At 62.1% G+C, this 16,558-nt stretch carries 11 protein-coding genes and 1 tRNA gene; 8 read left to right on the top strand and 4 right to left on the bottom strand.

What is annotated here, in order from left to right; genetic code table 11:
* Positions 1 to 482: 482 nt before the first annotated feature.
* Positions 483 to 1,430, top strand: coding sequence for an exo-alpha-sialidase (locus HRU71_04010; protein QOJ02703.1), 948 nt, complete (start codon positions 483 to 485; stop codon positions 1,428 to 1,430).
* Positions 1,431 to 1,952: 522 nt separating this feature from the next.
* A complete protein-coding gene (locus HRU71_04015) occupies positions 1,953 to 2,564 on the top strand; it encodes an HAD family hydrolase (GenBank protein QOJ02704.1) in 612 nt (203 codons plus the stop codon).
* 42 nt (positions 2,565 to 2,606) lie between these two features.
* On the opposite strand, the gene HRU71_04020 is transcribed toward HRU71_04015, so the two are convergent.
* A complete protein-coding gene (locus tag HRU71_04020) occupies positions 2,607 to 3,500 on the bottom strand; it encodes a dihydroorotate dehydrogenase electron transfer subunit (GenBank protein ID QOJ02705.1) in 894 nt (297 codons plus the stop codon).
* A gap of 562 nt (positions 3,501 to 4,062) precedes the next feature.
* Between HRU71_04020 and ffh the strand changes: the two genes are divergently transcribed.
* The 5 genes from ffh (at position 4,063) to aroA (ending at position 10,643) form a co-directional block, all read left to right on the top strand.
* Complete coding sequence (gene ffh, locus HRU71_04025; GenBank protein QOJ02706.1) at positions 4,063 to 5,505, top strand: signal recognition particle protein; 1,443 nt, start codon at positions 4,063 to 4,065, stop codon at positions 5,503 to 5,505.
* 549 nt (positions 5,506 to 6,054) lie between these two features.
* On the top strand, positions 6,055 to 7,350 hold the full coding sequence (locus HRU71_04030) for a hypothetical protein (GenBank protein QOJ02707.1): 1,296 nt from the start codon (positions 6,055 to 6,057) through the stop codon (positions 7,348 to 7,350).
* Positions 7,351 to 7,482: 132 nt separating this feature from the next.
* On the top strand, positions 7,483 to 8,745 hold the full coding sequence (locus HRU71_04035; protein QOJ02708.1) for a hypothetical protein: 1,263 nt from the start codon (positions 7,483 to 7,485) through the stop codon (positions 8,743 to 8,745).
* A gap of 4 nt (positions 8,746 to 8,749) precedes the next feature.
* Positions 8,750 to 9,280: a hypothetical protein gene (locus HRU71_04040; protein ID QOJ02709.1), complete on the top strand. Its 531-nt coding sequence runs from the start codon at positions 8,750 to 8,752 to the stop codon at positions 9,278 to 9,280.
* Between the two features lie 55 nt (positions 9,281 to 9,335).
* Positions 9,336 to 10,643: a 3-phosphoshikimate 1-carboxyvinyltransferase gene (gene aroA / locus HRU71_04045; protein QOJ04912.1), complete on the top strand. Its 1,308-nt coding sequence runs from the start codon at positions 9,336 to 9,338 to the stop codon at positions 10,641 to 10,643.
* 254 nt (positions 10,644 to 10,897) lie between these two features.
* On the opposite strand, the gene HRU71_04050 is transcribed toward aroA, so the two are convergent.
* Positions 10,898 to 13,462 carry a HEAT repeat domain-containing protein gene (locus tag HRU71_04050; protein QOJ02710.1) on the bottom strand — a complete coding sequence of 855 codons (2,565 nt, stop codon included), beginning with the start codon at positions 13,460 to 13,462 and terminating at the stop codon, positions 10,898 to 10,900.
* A gap of 513 nt (positions 13,463 to 13,975) precedes the next feature.
* Here HRU71_04050 and HRU71_04055 point away from each other — a divergent pair.
* On the top strand, positions 13,976 to 15,238 hold the full coding sequence (locus HRU71_04055; GenBank protein QOJ02711.1) for a hypothetical protein: 1,263 nt from the start codon (positions 13,976 to 13,978) through the stop codon (positions 15,236 to 15,238).
* A gap of 16 nt (positions 15,239 to 15,254) precedes the next feature.
* Here the strand turns inward: HRU71_04055 and HRU71_04060 are convergent, their stop codons facing one another.
* Positions 15,255 to 16,280, bottom strand: a complete 1,026-nt coding sequence (locus HRU71_04060; GenBank protein QOJ04913.1) for a HupE/UreJ family protein — start codon at positions 16,278 to 16,280, stop codon at positions 15,255 to 15,257.
* 199 nt (positions 16,281 to 16,479) lie between these two features.
* Positions 16,480 to 16,553, bottom strand: a tRNA-Arg gene (locus tag HRU71_04065).
* Positions 16,554 to 16,558 lie beyond the last annotated feature (5 nt).

The raw sequence follows: 16,558 nt of genomic DNA on the forward strand, positions 1-16,558 counted from the left end.
GCAAACCAGATTAAACGCGACCGGTCACGCCATGGCAGGGACGGCGAATCGCGGGGAATGTACCTAAGGACGCTCCCTGTTTTGATCTTGATTTTACGTCCCGTGGCACGGATGGCGTTTCGGGGCGTGGTCCACCGCTCCAACACTGCGCTGGGATTCATCGGCTTGCCATCGTATCTTGTCTACCCCGCACCAACCAATTGGCAGCCGCCATGCCCCATAACAACATCACCTCCGCATGCATTGTTTGCAATCAGCTCCGGGCTTCAGGCGGTAGCCGACGGAGACCCGCACGACGACGGCGGAATGCACGCGGTCGGTTCCACGTGCGATGCGTTCCGCGACGCGTGTTTCTGGTGGCACTGATTCTCATTGCGCTCTGCGGATGCGGTCTTCAGGATTGGTTCGCCCTGTTGTCCTGCCCTGCGGACTTGCCGCCTGCACCCCAAGCGGACGATTCACTTCCGCCTGAATTCACGAGAGTGAGCGTTCCGTCGTCTCCAGAGGGCGGCTTGCCGTTTCCCTACAACCACACAGCATCCATCGTCGAAGCGTCCAACGGCGTACTTCTTGTCGCCTGGGGCGCGGGTTCCTACGAGCTGGCCCCCGACACACGAATCGTCGCCTCGCGCCGCGCAGCCGGTAGCAGCCAATGGTCCGCACCAGTGACTCTCGCCGACAAGCCCGGCTTCGCCGACGCCAATTGCGTCCTCTTTCTCGACGACGTCGGCATGCTCCATCTGTACTACGTCGAAATGTTCGGCGACAACTTCTGCCTTGGCCGTACCATGCAGATCGATTCCACCGACGCCGGAGCAACCTGGAGTACGCCGCGCCCCTTGCTCGATGCCTTCTGCATCCTGCTCCGCAACCGACCCATCATCACCGCCGGCGGCATCTGGATCCTCCCCGCCTATGAACAGGCCGTCTATCAGTCGCAGTTCTGGCGAAGCGCCGACCGCGGCGCGTCCTGGCAACCTTCCGGCAAGCTCTTCTCGGTCCCGCTCAACCTCCAGCCGGCGGTGGCCCAACTGGCCGACGGATCGCTTTTTGCACTCCTGCGAAACGGCTCCAAGACGGGCACCCTGCTGGACGCTCGCGGCGACGCCTGCGGAATCGCCTGGGCGGTGCGCGAACGCGACGACCTGCCAAATCCAAACAGCGGGGTCGAGCTGATCCGTTTGCTCACCGGTGAATTGCTGGCCTTTTACAACGACAGCGCGACGCAGCGCACGCCGCTGGTCGCCGCCTTATCCACCGACGGCGGCGAATCGTGGTCTTCGCCGAAGATCATCGCAGATGGTCCGCCGCAGCGCTCCTATCCCAGCGCGATCCAATCCGCCGACGGCCGCATCCACGTCGTGTATTCGGCGAATCTGACGCACATCGAGCACGTGACGTTCACGCGCGCGTGGCTGTTGCAGCCATAGGATCGGCGCACGGCGATTTTCATGTTGACGTACAGCCCGCGCGAGACGATGTCGCGCAAGCGTCGCGAAGGATTGTTCCATCGGAGGATTTGCATCGAATGGGAGAATGGGAGGAATGCGTGAACGAGCGAAGCGCATAAAAAATGGAAGGTGCCGCCGTGGCAGGAGCACCTTCCATGCATTCGTCGGTCTTCATCGCTGTGAAGACCCGGGTGTCGCAAGATCGCGTCGAAGCGATTCGATCACGTCCGCGAAATTACCCGCGGGTGGAAGCGTTACTTCCGACCCTTCTTCTTGGTGGCTTTCTTCTTGGTGGCGCTCTTCTTCTTGCGTTTAGCCATTAGCGTCACCTCCTTTCTTTTCGCAAAGTCTAGAGTGACCCAAAACTTTGTCAACAAAAAAGTTTGGTCGCTCGTCATTTCTTTTTTCGGCGCGCCGCGGTCAAATACATGAGTGCATCCGACTGTTTCACCTCCCGACGCACCCCCTCGCGCGTGCATTTTCGATCTCGATGGCACCCTCGTGGACTCGCTACCGGACATTCACCACGCGCTGATGCAAGCGCTTCGCGCGATGAATCTGCCTCCTGTGACCCGCGAACAGACGCGCGGCTGGATCGGCGACGGACTGCCCGCGTTGTGTCGACGCGCTGTACCGCAACTCGACGAATCCGCGCTGGAGACGTTCATCCATCACGCGCGAACACACTATGCGGCACACGTTGTCGACCATACGCGACCATTCCCCAACATCATGCAAATGCTTGACTTACTGAAGGCAGAAAACGTGCCGTGCGCGGTCCTGACCAACAAACCGCACGCACTGGCCGTCGAAACGGTTCGCCGGCTTGGGATGATGCCGTACGTCATCGACGTGTGCGGCTATCGGCGAGAAGAAGAAAAAAAACCCGACCCGCGCGCGGCATTGCGGATCGCGCTGAACATGGGAATGCCGCCGGCGTACGTCGCGCTCGTGGGGGATTCCGTCGCCGACCTTCGCACCGCGCGAAACGCCGGAATGATTTCCGTCGCCGTCACCTGGGGATACCAGAATTGCGACCTGCTGCGCGCCGAATCACCCGATTTTTTTCTGGAAGACCCCCTCGATCTGCCCCGCCGAATCCTGAAAAAATAAATTTTCCCGCCCGGAAGGAACGACACCGAACCTTCGCGCCGCTCACCGAGACCAGATCACCGCCGATGCATCGAACACCGGACCCTCTCGGCAACACAGCGCGTAGCGCCAGCCATCAGTGCTCGCGCCGTCGCGCACCGGCACGACGCACGACTGACACGTCGCCATGCCGCACCCCATCACGCGCTCCATCGCCACCTCGCACGCGACGCCGCGCGCTGCGCAACGCTCCGCCACCGCGCGCAACATCGGCTCCGGTCCGCACGCGTACACCCGCGCCGCGCGGCCCGCGCAGGCGTCCAGTTGAATCCCCAGTGCGTCCGTCACGCGACCGCGCAGACCACACGATCCATCGTCGGTCGTGATCGCCGCCCGAATGCCCAAACCGGCGAATTCCTTAATACATTCGCTCATTTTTCCATCCCGGGCTGGCTCGGCACACAACGCGACTGCCAGCAGATCACGCGATTGCGCGCCGTAGATGAACGATGGTTCGATTCCCGCGCGACACAGCGTCTCGGCAAGCCAGCGGATCGGCGGCAATCCCACGCCGCCCGCCACCAAAATCGGTATTTCGTCGTTTATAGTAATAGAAAACGGCCGTCCCAGCGGACCCAGAATGTTTACGGTGTCACCGCGACGCCGCCCCGCCAACCACGCCGTCCCCGGGCCAACGACTCTTCCAAGAATGTCTATTTCAACGCTCCGCACGCCCCGCCGAAGCCCGCCGACGCTGAACGGCCGCCGAAGCATCGCCTGGCCGTCCGCCAACGACTGCACCGAATCGCGGCAGAGAATCTGCACGAACTGCCCCGGCAGCGCATCCGGAAATGCCGCCGCTGCCAGAGTAAGCTCAAAATGTTCGCGACATGGGGTGCGAACGCCGGCAACCGTCGTATCCAGGATCACAGGCTGCGAATCACATGCGTGTTTCACTCGCGCAACCCATTGAAATCAATAAACTTACTTGTCGGAAAACAAAAAACCTCCGGATCGAAACACCGTGTTCCGATCCGGAGGAGCGCCACGGCTAAGAAAGCCGTTATCCGTAGCGGTTAGCTGCAAACCAAAGGCCCTTCATCCCCCACTCTCACCGACGGGAAACTTAACCGTTTGGCGGAGCGGTGTCAACGGGATTACTCGGAGCGATGAAACAGCATAAGCTTATTCAAAATATGACGTTGCGCGAGACATGGCGTTCTGCGGTGCTTGTCTTGCTCATCGTCATTCCAGCCTCCAAATCATACGCCGTTCAACCGCCGAAAGTTCCATCGACGCGAGATGATAATCGGGTTTACAAGCACGCCGCAGATTTTGCGCAAGGTTATTCAGGACGGACGATTACGATATAATCGATGGATTCCGGCAATGTTTGGACAAATCGGTGCGACTTTGCCCTGATTTTCCAGCCCGTTGTTCGCTTCGCTTGAAGCATGCCAAACGCAGCCGTATCTTCCATCCGCCTTCACTGTCCTTATCCAAAGAGGCGAACCACCCCATGTTTGACGCCCTGACCGATCGGTTCAACGACGTCTTCCGCCGTCTTCGCGGCCGCGGACGAATCACCGAAGAAAACGTCCGCGAAGTCATGCGCGACGTGCGCACCGCCCTGCTCGAGGCCGACGTTCATCTCGATGTCGTCAAGAAATTCATCCAGGAAGTCACCGACAAGGCCATCGGTTCGGAAGTCATCGGAACGCTGCACCCCGAGCAGGTGATGGTGAAGATCGTCCACGATGAATTGATCGGCCTCATGGGTCCGGTCGATTCTCGCATTCCGTGGGTCGCCTCGCCGCCGACGATCATCATGATGGCGGGCTTGCAGGGTTCAGGCAAAACCACCACCTGCGCCAAGCTGGCAAAGTATTGCCAGGACCGTGGCAAGAAGCCGATGCTCGTCGCGGCCGATCTGAAGCGTCCGGCGGCCATCGATCAGCTTGAAGTACTCGGACAGCAGTTGGGCGTACCCGTCTACGCGGAGCGCGATCACCAGAACCCCATGAAAGTCTGCCGCAACGGCGTCGCCGCGGCGCAGAAGCAGCTACTCGATGTGGTCATCCTCGACACGGCCGGCCGGCTCGCCATCGACGATGAGCTGATGACCGAGCTGTCGAACGTGGCAAACACCGTTTCGCCGCACCAGATTTACCTGGTGCTGGACGCCATGACCGGTCAGGACGCCGTCAGCACGGCCCGGCATTTCAACGAACGGCTGGAGCTGGACGGCGTCATTCTCACCAAGTTCGATTCGGACACGCGCGGCGGCGCGATTCTGTCGGTCAAGAGCATCGTGCAGAAGCCGGTGAAGTTCATCGGCGTGGGCGAGAAGCTCGATCGGTTGGAGGAGTTTCACCCGGATCGGATGGCCAGCCGCATCCTGGGCATGGGCGATATCGTTTCGCTCGTCGAGCAGACGCAGCGGCAGGTGGACGCCGAAGAGGCGGCTCGCATCGAAGAGAAGATGAAGAAAGGGAACCTTTCGCTGGACGATTTCATCGGCCAGATGGAAAAGGTGATGAGCGGCCGATCGCTGAAAGACCTGCTGAAGATGATTCCCGGCGTGGGGAGCATGATGCGCGAAACGGAGATGCAGATCGACGAAGGCGAGATCGCGCGCATGAAGGCGATCGTGAAGTCGATGACGCCGAAGGAGCGGAGCAATCCGAAGCTGATCGACGCGTCGCGGCGGCGGCGGATCGCGCGTGGCAGCGGCACGGACACCGAGGACGTGAGCGGCCTGTGCAAGCAGTTTCTCCAGATGCGCGACATGATGAAGCACATGGCGGGCATGTCGATGCTGGACCGGATGAAGTTCGGCTCGCAATTCGCGCAGCTGTCGATGGCGGGCGGGAAGATGCCGAGCTTCAAAGCGCCGAGCCGGCCGAAGTATCAGCCGAGCAAGAAGGACAAGCGGCGGGATCGCAAGCGGAAGAGTCGATAGGCTCGAGTAAAGACTTCCGTTCGCGCGAAATTCCAGCTTTGGCCTGTGTCAACAGCGATTATCAGGAAATGTGCGTCGAAGCGGGCCACGGGAATGCTCACATGGTGCATGGACCATTGTCGGCCGTAGCCTCAAAAGTGGGTCTCTGAATTTCGGACTCCGACCGGGCGTTTCCAGCCGGAAGGCAGGCTTTAGAGTGAGATATGACAATATCGGACGGTACCCTGCTACATACGAAGTATACGGAGTCACCAATTCCAATCGCTACTGATGTCAAACATCATCGCAGACACTCCAAACCAGGTTCGGATAACGAATGCGGAAGTCACCCTGGAGAATAAAATGGATCGCCGGATAAAACGTCGCCCATCGGCTCCAACGTCCCAAAGATTAACAAGTTATTCGATTTCGGCGCTCTGCAAATCTTGACCGGACAGAAGGTTTCGATTATAAAAGGGGAGTAAGTTAGGGAGAGGCTTCAGGCATGACCCGCGCTGCATTCACCGCGCAGCGGGCACGTCTAAAGAGGCAATCGAAACACAACCGTGTATGCACTTAACTGGGGAGGACGGAAAGCATGAACAGGACGAAGCAACTTTTGCATCGTTTGGGTTGCTCGCGACGGCGCTGGCGGTGTTTGTCGCGTGCAATTCCATCACCGGTCTGAACAGCAATCCGACGGGCGGGACGAACAATGAAGTTCTTCCCGCTTCCGAGGGTCGCCAGAACGCCGCGCTGATGATTGACAACGGTCCCGGCAAGCTGGTCTTCGTCGACCTGCTCCAGTACGACCCGTCCGATCTGTTGCAGCAGCGCTGTGCGCCGCTCGGCGCGCCGGGTGTCAATCCGTGGCGCAGCCGCTTCGGCGGACCGATCGTTCTAAACCTGTTCAAGAACAACGTCATCGGTTCGAGCATTCAGGGCATCGCCAGCGAATACGATGAGCTGATCAACATCGGCGAGACCGGTTTCTGCCTCGGCGTACGCTCGCCGGCCGCGTCGGTCATCGATCCGAACTTCTCACACGTCGAGTTCAACATTCGCGCGGTCAACCCGTTCGCGTTTGGTCATGCCCCCGGCTTTGACTACGTGAACACAGTCGACGGCAACCAGGCGTTCTATCCGTCGAACGACGAGAACCCCGGCCCGGTGCCCGGCTTCCCGGACAACCGCTCGCTGATCAACGTCGCCGGCGGCGACGTGGCCATCGCGATCCGCGGTCTGGATTTCTTTGGCATCGGTGCCAAGCAGACGTTTGCCACGATGAACTTCCTCGGCCCCACTGGCTGGGTGTTGTTCTTCCGCGACAACGCCTTCCAGAGCGGTCGCTTCTACAACTTGCAGGGTGCTCGCAAGGGCGCCCCGCGAGCCTTTGAAGACACACCGCCGTCAGGTGACGAAGGCTTCTTTGAGTCGGCCCAGGTCAACGGTGATAACTTCGATGCGAACAGCACGAACGCGGTCACGTTCCCGCCGCCGGCCTTCTTCTTCGGTGCCTGCCCCGGCCCGGCTCATCCGGCCGATTACCCCAAGGCCTACTCTTTCGCCGACTGGTCGAACATCAACGAAGCAGGCGCTCCGGCCGTCGGCCAGGGTGGATTTGTTCTCGTGATTCGCCGCCAGGCGTTCTTCGGCAAGGGCGTCGTGGTGAATCCGAACGTTCCGGGTCCGGCCTCGGCGCCGATCGATCCGCTGAACGATACAATCACGCCTCCCGGCTCGGGCTACAACGAGCCGGCGATTCCGGCCATCACCGGTCCGGACGAGGATGCCCTCCTTCCGACCACGCCGGGCGTGCATGAGATCGGCTTCTCGGTGTTCTTCATCCACTCGGCCGCTCCGTAATAACCGGCCCGCCGAGTAGTTCGTGCAGTCATTACGGGGCGTGTCGGAGAAATCCGGCGCGCCCCGACACTTTTTTGACGGTCGGCTCTCGCCTACAATAAGGGGAGGAGCATGAGGGGAGAGAGTAATTCCATGAGAGGCAACCGCATCATCGTCTGCGCACTGGGGCTGTGCGCGCTGGGTCTGCCGCTGGCCGGCAGTTGCAACACCGCCGTTCAGGAAGTCGCCAACGACCTCCCCGCGGCCGACCCGTTGCCGGCAGACACGCTTCCGCCCGAACCGTTGCCCGCGTCGGAGTCGCGCCAGAATGCCGCACGGCTCGTCGACAGCAGCTTCGGCAAACAGATTACCGTCGAATTGTTGCAGTACACCGGCGCCGGCACGCAGCAGCGATGCCGCCCGCTCGGCGGCCCGGGTGTTCAGCCGTGGCCCAGCACCTGGGGAGGACCGGTCACGCTGCAAGTCATGAAGAACAACGTCATCGGCGCCAGCGCGCAAGGCATCGCCAGTGAATACGACCACTTGCGCGTCGTCAACGAGACGGGCTACTGCCTCGGCATGCGCTCGCCGGCTGCCTCGGCCGGCGATCCGCATTTCTCGCTGGTCGAGTTCAATCTGCGTGCGGTCAATCCCTGGGCATATGGCCACGCCCCGCCATTTGATTACGTGAACACCGTCGACGGCAATCAGGCGTTTTATCCATCGAATGACAACCTCGTCGACCGGCGAAGCCTTATTAATGTGAACGGCGGTGACGTGGCGATCCTCGTCGTCGGGTTGGATTTTGTCGGCAATCCGACGAATACAACTGCCTTCATGAACTTCCTCGGCCCCACCGGTTGGGTGCTCTTTTTCCGCGATAATGCTTTTCAAAGCGGTCGTTTCTACAACCTGGTCGGCGCGCTCAAGGGCGGACCGCGGGCCTTTGAAGACACACCGCCGTCAGGTGACGAAGGCTTCTTTGAGTCGGCCCAGGTCAACGGCGATCTCTTCGACGCGAACAGCGCGCCCGCCAGCGATGTGCTCGGCCCGCCCGACTTCGTCGTCGGCCCCTGCCCCGGCCCGGCGGATCCGAATCCCTATCCGAAGGCTTATGCCTTCATGGATCTCTCGAACTTCAGCGAGTTCCTCGGCGCCGGCCCCGGCCAGGGCGGTTTTCTGCTTGTGATTCGTCGGCAGGCGTTTAATAACAAGGGCGTCGTGATCAATCCCAACGTTCCCGGACCGGCACCCATGACGATCAACCCGCTGACCGACACGATGACGCCACCGGGATCGGGCTACAACGAACCGGCCATTCCGGCCATTACCGCACCGGCGGAGGACAACTTCCTCCCCGCGCAACCCGGCGTACACGAGATCGGCTTCTCGGTCTTTTTCACGCATGGATTCTGATGCCATGAGTCGGGGGACTCACCAGTCGCAGCACACGTTGCGCCGCCGATTCGTACTCGGCATCGCGCTCGCCGTGACCATTGCGTCTGGCTGCAACCTGCTCGGCAACCTGCCGGGCGGCTCGAACAACAACAATAACAACAGCAATCCGCCGATCATCGATGCCGACAACAACCCCCAGCAGGCCGCCAACCCGCCGGCGACCGACATCAACGGCATCTGGCGGTTCGCCGGAAGCGGGGCCCTCTCCAGCGCGTGCGTGACGATTGTCGACCGCAAAATCTCGGTCTACGACGTGGACTGCGATTCCACGCCTGCGACCATTCTCAACACCCCGGTCGGGTACATCGGCGGCTCGGATGTCACGCAGGGCCTGGCCATCTCGCTCGCGGCCGACGGCAGCGCCAGCCGCTACGCCATTCTCACGTTTTACCTGGTCGTCACGGATGCCGACACGCTGACGGGTGTTGCGGCCCAGAGCGTCTATCCCGACGACGTGACCACGTCGCACAACGTCGTCTGGCAGCGCCAATAGCTTCGGACGGGTGCATCGCTCGCCGACGGCGAACGCGCGTGATAGCATGACGCGCATGCCGCCCGTCGATCCTACCGACATTCTGATTCGGCCGGTTCAACAGCCGGTCGATCGAACGGTCCGCCTGCCGGGCAGCAAGAGCCTGACCAATCGCGCTCTGTTGGCGGCGGCGCTTGCGCGGGGCGAATCGACTCTTCACGGCATTCTCCTCGCCGACGATACCCGGCTCATGATCGGCGCACTGGAAGCGCTCGGCTTGGCCGTGGCGGTCGATCCGCATGGCGGCGATGAGCACCCCTGGGCGCGCGTCGCAGGCCGGGGCGGCTACTTTCCAAACACCGACGCGAGTCTTTATTGCGGCAACGCGGGAACGGTGATTCGCTTTCTCACGGCGGCTTGCGCGGCGGCGCAGGGCGACTTCCGCCTCGACGGCAGCGCGCGCATGCGGCAGCGTCCGCTCGGCGATCTGGTCTCCGCCTTGATCGATCTCGGCGCGTCGATCAATTATGAGCAACAAGCCGGATTCTGCCCGCTTCACGTACACGGTCGCGGCCTTCGCGGAGGCCCGGTGACGCTTCACAATCCTCAATCGAGCCAGTTTGTTTCGGCGATTCTGCTCGCGGCCCCGCGCGCCGTGCGCGACGTGCTGATTGAGATCACCGGCGACCTGCCCAGCCGGCCCTACGTGGCGATGACCCTGCACGTCATGGAAGCATTCGGCGTCGGCGTCGTGGCCGAGCAGGATCGGCGATTCATCGTTCCGGAAGGCCAGACCTATCGCGCCTGCGACTACAGGATCGAGCCGGACGCCAGCGCGGCGTCGTATTTCTTCGCGGCGGCCGCACTGACCGGTGGACGAGTAACGGTCGAGGGCTTGGGGCGTTCCAGCCTGCAAGGCGACACCCAATTCGTGTGCGTGCTGGAATCCATGGGGTGCCGCATCGAGCAGGACGAACATCAGACAACGGTATTCGGCCCGCCCGCCGGCGATTTGCGCGGGGTTGACGTCGATCTGGGCGACCTGCCGGACACCGCGCCGACGCTGGCGGTGCTGGCGGCCTTTGCCGCCGGCCCGACGCGCATTCGCAACGTGTCAAATCTGCGGATCAAGGAGTCGGATCGGCTGGCGGCGCTGGCGACCGAACTGGGGCGCATGAACGTGGCGACCGAGCTTCGCCCGGACGGGATCGTCATTCAGCCCGACGGGATTCCCCATGCAGCGCGCATCACAACGTATGACGATCATCGAATCGCGATGAGTTTCGCGCTGGCGGGGCTGCGGCTGGATGGGATGGTGATCGCCGAGCCCGGTTGCGTCGCGAAGACGTTCCCGGGGTTCTTCGACGCGTGGGCAAAGCTGTAAAAAACAGCGACGCATCGAGCAACGAGCGGCTACCCTACCGGTATGGTTTCGGACGGTTTTTCGACCCGTCCTGCGCACACAAGGGTGCTCGAGTCGGGCTGCCGGCATTTCCCGCAGGCGACCGGCTTAGCGCATCGTCGCTCAATGCGTCCAATGAAAGATAGCCTACGAAAGGCCGGTCGGCAAGTAAAATCGAGTCGGCGATCAACGCGGCAATTGCCACCCGTCCGGAAATGGAACGCACCCAGCGCCAATCACATGCGCTCGGCCGGGGCCGCGCCACTCTCTGTTTGACGTGCGAGCATTCGAAGCTCACTCAACGCGGCCGCGCGCTGTTCGTCGTCGGCCGACGCATCCAGCCCTTTCCATTGCGGGACGAGCTTGCGTGCGAGAGTGATAAGCCGCTGTTCGCCCGACGCGGTCGGCGCGCGAAGATCGGGTCGATCGGCCGAACCCGCTTTACGCGGTTCCAGCAACGAGACGAGAGGAGGGATGACCGGCTCCGGTCCGAAGCCGATGATCCGTGCCTCGCTCTCGCCATCCAGAAGATAATCCGCAAGCAAGTCCTGGATGATCCCGGCGCGGCGGGTGATCGCATGCAAGCGAATGGCCGCGGCCTGGGGCGCCTTTCCGGCATCGTTCAACATGGACGCCGCCGCATCAAGCAGGCTCATCGCGGCGTTGAAACCCTGTGCATCGGTCGCTTGGTCCGCGCGCTTCTGTGCCTCATTCAATACAACTTCCGTAAACGCTGCGGTCACGTTCGTGGCACCACCCTCAATGCGTCGCGCCAATTGAAGCGACCTCTCAATCGCCGTGCCGTCTTCCATCGCCGCAAGCCGAGCCGACAGCGCCCGGGCCAGCAGCGCGACGGCGTCGGCCGGATCCGACAGGACACGCAGCGCCGCAGCCTGCTCAAGACTGGTCGCCGCTCCGACATGATCACCCAATTGCGCCAGGCCTTCCGCCAATTGAAAAAGCAGCTCAAAGCGCTGCGGTGCGGGCAGGCTCTCGAATCGTGCTTCGACCACCCGAATCGATCGCAAAAGATCGACGCAACGCTGCTGATCGACTTTGTCGCCGGTGCGGTCGAATTCCTCGGCCAGGCGCAATACGTCCTGCGCAGGAATCCGCTCACTGACCGCCAGGTACGCTCGCCACGCCTGCTCGCGCACCCCCGCGTCGGACTCGCTCCGGGTATACAAATGGGGGGTCAGCGCCGCCAAATCTTCCAATCGCCGTCCGCATTTGCCCAGCGTCTCGACCGCCGCCTGGCGAATCTCCATTTCTTGTGCCTTGAGCAGCCCGCGCGCGTCGTCCGCCGAAGCCACATCCCCGAATGCAGCCAGTCCCGAGATCGCGGCGCGACGAATGCGAAGGCTCTCCGACGAAGCCATCGCGCGCCGAAACTCCACTCGGAACGTCTCGTCACCGATCCGCGCCATCGCCTGAATGAACTTCTCGCGAACGTCCTCCTCCACCGGACGCAGACGACCGTAGCGATCCAGCATCGCCGTCACAATCGCATCGACCGGCGGGCCTGCATCCGCTCGTTTCCGAGCCAGATTCCCCAACGCCAACGCCGCCTCCCCGACGACCACCGACGCGTCGTCGTTCAGCCGCGCGATCAGCGCCGGCACCGCCGCCGGATCATCCAGCCGCCCCAGCGCCCCCACCTGGGCAACCCGCACATCGGGCACGGTTTCCGCCATGAGCGCATCGAGCAAGCGATTCAACGCGCCGGCCAGACGCAGCTCCCCGGCGATCGTCGCGGCCTTCAGGCGCACCGGTGCATCCGCGTCTCCGAGCAATTCCACGACGCGGGACTTCGCATCGGCGTTGATGTCTTTGCGATCGGTGATCAGATCATTGATCAGGTCCAATCCGAGGCTGCGAACGGCGGGCAAATCATCCCGCAAAAACGACAACAAGCGCTCCGCGCGTTCCCCTTCCACCGTCATCAGGTAGACCTCGCGCGATAACTGCACGACGCGACGATTCAAGTCGGCTCGAACCGTTTGCAGCCGGCGAACCTGTTCGCGCCGCGCCTCGTTCACACGCCACAACCATTGCGTGCCCGTCAGGGTCGAGTGGCGACCCCACCACGTCAGCGCCGTCGCCGTGGAATCATGCTTCACGCCAGTCGCCGCCGAAAATGCGTTGAGCGCCGCCGCCTGAATCGTCGGGCTGGTTCCTTCCAGCATGGTCGCCAGCGCCGCCACCGCGCGGATGTCGTCTCCCGCTTCGCCCAGCGCCGCGATCGCCGCCAGCCGACGCTCCAGCGCCACGTCGGCATCGCTCGCCAGCGGCCGCAACCGCTCCACCGAGAGCGCGGTGTCAAAGCGACGCAGCGCCCGAGTCAAGGCTTCCGACATGCCGGGCGACTTGTCGCCCAGACAGGCGATCAACGCATCCAGCAATACCACCGGCGGATTCTCACGACCGGCGATTGCTTCGCACACCGCCATGCGCGCGGGCAGGCGTGTCGGACTGTTGGTTCGCAGAACATCGACCAGGCGGGCGACGGCATCGGGACTGCCCAGCTCAAGCAATTTCGTCGCGCCCAGCCGACGCGCCTGGGCCGTGTTGTCGCCGATGATCAATTCGTAGTGGTCGGTAATGTCTTGCTGAAGCGACGACGAGGAGAGTGACGCAGCACCGTCTGACGGTCGACTGGTTGACGGCTGACTCGCAGCCTGATTTGCATAAGCCGAGGAGATCATCCACCCGGCGCAGACCAGCAGGATACCCCCTGCGCGGCGGTTCAATCGGAACCATCGCCGGGGCATCCGCAAGTTGGATTTAAGCTTTCGCATCATGAAATTTCGACCGGTTCCCGTGTGATCGGGGGAGATTGTCCGTAAACCCGAAAGCGAAAGCGCCCCTTGGACGGCCTCGTGTATGTTCAGACATGCCTGACCCGCGGCGCGGATTTCCTCTTTGCATCTTAGCGGTACACGGGCTAACTGATCTTCATATTTTGTGCGGGTTTGCAAAAAATTTGACGTGGGGCTTTTGTCCTCGTCGAAGCCCGGCAAGGCTCGCCCCGGCGTCGGACAATCGCGCCTACTGGGTACGACTTCTCCATCCTGCGACCGAAAGGCCGATATGGTCGATTTAATTTATGCATGGCGCCGCCGCAAAAGCTGCCGGCTTGAAGCTTTTCCGCTGTTTCGCCACGTTGACGCCAATCGACATTAAAGCCTTGTCCGGTAGAAACCTATACAATCCCGGCGGGTGCAACCCTGGCGGAGGCAGGCCGTAGAATGGTAGGATTCCGACGGAGCCGCCTTCCCCCTTGCATGCGGCCCGGCACTTCGAGAATGAGTGACATGACCGACCGATCCCGATTCGTTTCAAGCGTACTCCCTTCGACCGTCGCCCCGTTGAAAGCGCGGCGGCTGTTTACATCGTTGTTGGCGCTGGCCCTTGCCTTGTCCGGCGCATCGGTGACATCGGCCCAGAATCCGGATCAGCCGGTTCGGGACGTCAAGCCGACGGCGCAGTCGCATCCGAACAATCCCGAATTGTGGGATGTACAGGCGATGATGGAAGACGCCGTCAAGCAGATCGCGCGGCGGTACAACCTGAACGACGCGCAGGAGAACTACACACGCCTGCTGTTGGTGAAGAACACGACGGCCTTTCTGGAGAAGTATGAGAAGGACATTCGCGAGTTGCTGAAGGAGTCCATCGACCTGCGTTTGGGAATCATCAAGGGCAACGCGGACATCTACAAGCGTTGGGCCGAGCGGGCCGCGCCGATTTACGAAGCAGCCAAGGTCGCCATTCTTGACGGCAACATGGAATGGCGAAACGTCCTGAACGACGAGCAGAAGAAGACGCACGATCTCGATCTGTCCCTGATGAAGTCCCAATTTGAGCAGGTCTCACGCACGCTGGAGACCTGGAAGGGCGGCGGCGGGCCGACCGGTGCGCTGGCCAAGGTTGCCAACGACGCGGCGCGGAAGGAGCTGGGCCAGCCTCAAACCGCGGTTCATCTGAATCCCGAAGACCAGTGGCTGGCTTACGTCAACAAGTTCATTGCGACGTACCAACTGGACGAGAAGCAGTCCATCGCGGCCCGCGAGAAGATCCACAGGGAGATGCGAGCCGAAGCGGAGAAATACCGCGAGAAACAAAAGAAAGAGTTCGACAAGATCAACGAGGTCCTGAAGACCGACGCCAGGAAGATCAAGCCGCGCGAGCTGATGCAGCGCCGGCAAGAACTCGAGCAGCCGATCCGCGATCTCTTCGTCGAAATGCACAAGCGCCTGATGCAGCTTGCCAACACCAACCAGATCGCATCGGCCGATGCGCAGATGAAACAGCAGTTGGAAGCGTTGTACCGCACGCTGGCCGGCCCGATCCAGCCGAATCGAGATGGAAAAGCCGAGCCGGATGGCAAGATCGGGCCGGTTCAGAAGGACGGCAAAAGCGCGGACAGCGAAAAGGAAGACGGCAAATCAGACACGCTGAATAAATCGGGCCAGCCCGCATCGAAGGCCACGCCGGTCGGGGCGACCGACACGCCGACGCCTGCACAGGCCGAGTCCAAGCCCGCGCCCGAGCCGACTTCGAAGCCGCACGACTGACTTTCTTGACGTTTGCTTACATCACGCGCTGCACCGTCCAGAACAAGCCGGTTGCGGCAATCAGGCACGACGCGGGAACGACCACGCGGCGGCGGTACCACTCGGCCCTGCGGCACCATCCGACCACCATGAACGCCAGCGCAATGACGGCAAGCTGGCCCAGTTCGACTCCGGCATTGAAACTCACCAAGGCCGTGGCAAAACGCCCGTCGGGCAGGCCCAGTTCGGAAAGCACCCCCGCAAAACCCAGGCCGTGCAACAGCCCGAAACCGAAGACCACCGCAGGCCGCCATACATGCAGCCGCGTCGTGCAGACGTTCTCGATGGCAACGTAAGCGATCGACAGCGCGATGAGCGGCTCCACGATGGCGGAAGACAGACGCACCACATCGAGCATGGACAGCGCCAGCGTCAGCGTGTGCGCCACCGTAAAAGCCGAAACCTGCCACAGCAGCGGCCGCCAGCGCGTACTCAATAAGAACAATCCCACGACAAACAGGATGTGATCCAAGCCCAGCGGCAGGATGTGCTCGAAACCCAGCACCAGGTATTGCCACGCGATCGCGCTGCGCGAGGCCGGCGCCGGCGCTGCGCGCAGGTCGATCGGCTTGCTGCCCGCTCCCGGCTCGATGATCTCGTGCGAGCGGCCGCCCGAGTCGCGCCCCACTTGCAGAACAATCGTGCCGAACGAGCGCGAGGCCCAGAAGTCGAACGTCGTGGCGCCGGCGGGCACCCTCCCGGTCAGTGCAATAATCGTCTCCACGCGCGAAGCGTGGCTGCCGTCGTCCGACGACTGGCCCGCTTGAGTCGTCGCCTGGCTCGTCGGTCGCGCGATCGGCAGGCCCGAGGGGACGAAGGCAATCTCCGGTTCAACGCGATGCCCGTCGAAGCGTATGCGCACGCGCCGGCCCAGCAGATCGCGCAGGTCTTTTTCGCGTTCCGCGCGCTGCGCGGGAGGCATCGCGCGCAGCGCCTTCAGATCCGACTCCGTGATGTGTTCAGGCCGTACGCCAATGAGGTAGGCGTCCACGTCGTAACGCATGCGGACTTCGTAAGTTCCGCCGGCGCGGAACGTCACCTCGACCTCGGTGAGGTTCACGTCGTGTGCCCAGGCGACGGAGCATCCCAGCGCGACCACGATGCCCGCAGCCAACCCAACGCCGGAACAAGCCCAAAGGCCGCGCCTGCTCGGATGAAACGGAATTGCCATAAGGGGGCGGTCACACCATTACGGGGAAAACCGCGCCCGGAGGGAGTCGAACCCCCAACCGCCGGATCCGAAGTCCGGTGCTCTATCCAATTGAGCTACAGGCGCATGGA

The sequence above is a fragment of the Planctomycetia bacterium genome (assembly GCA_015200345.1).
Taxonomy (GTDB): domain Bacteria; phylum Planctomycetota; class Phycisphaerae; order UBA1845; family UTPLA1; genus PLA3.

Excerpts from the sequence above, each read along its gene's own strand:
- HRU71_04050 (QOJ02710.1), bottom strand. The coding sequence starts at position 13,462 with ATGATGCGAAAGCTTAAATCCAACTTGCGGATGCCCCGGCGATGGTTC.
- HRU71_04035 (QOJ02708.1), top strand. The coding sequence starts at position 7,483 with ATGAGAGGCAACCGCATCATCGTCTGCGCACTGGGGCTGTGCGCGCTG.
- HRU71_04040 (QOJ02709.1), top strand. The coding sequence starts at position 8,750 with ATGAGTCGGGGGACTCACCAGTCGCAGCACACGTTGCGCCGCCGATTC.
- HRU71_04055 (QOJ02711.1), top strand. The coding sequence starts at position 13,976 with ATGACCGACCGATCCCGATTCGTTTCAAGCGTACTCCCTTCGACCGTC.
- ffh (QOJ02706.1), top strand. The coding sequence starts at position 4,063 with ATGTTTGACGCCCTGACCGATCGGTTCAACGACGTCTTCCGCCGTCTT.
- HRU71_04030 (QOJ02707.1), top strand. The coding sequence starts at position 6,055 with ATGCACTTAACTGGGGAGGACGGAAAGCATGAACAGGACGAAGCAACT.
- aroA (QOJ04912.1), top strand. The coding sequence starts at position 9,336 with ATGCCGCCCGTCGATCCTACCGACATTCTGATTCGGCCGGTTCAACAG.
- HRU71_04060 (QOJ04913.1), bottom strand. The coding sequence starts at position 16,280 with ATGCGTTACGACGTGGACGCCTACCTCATTGGCGTACGGCCTGAACAC.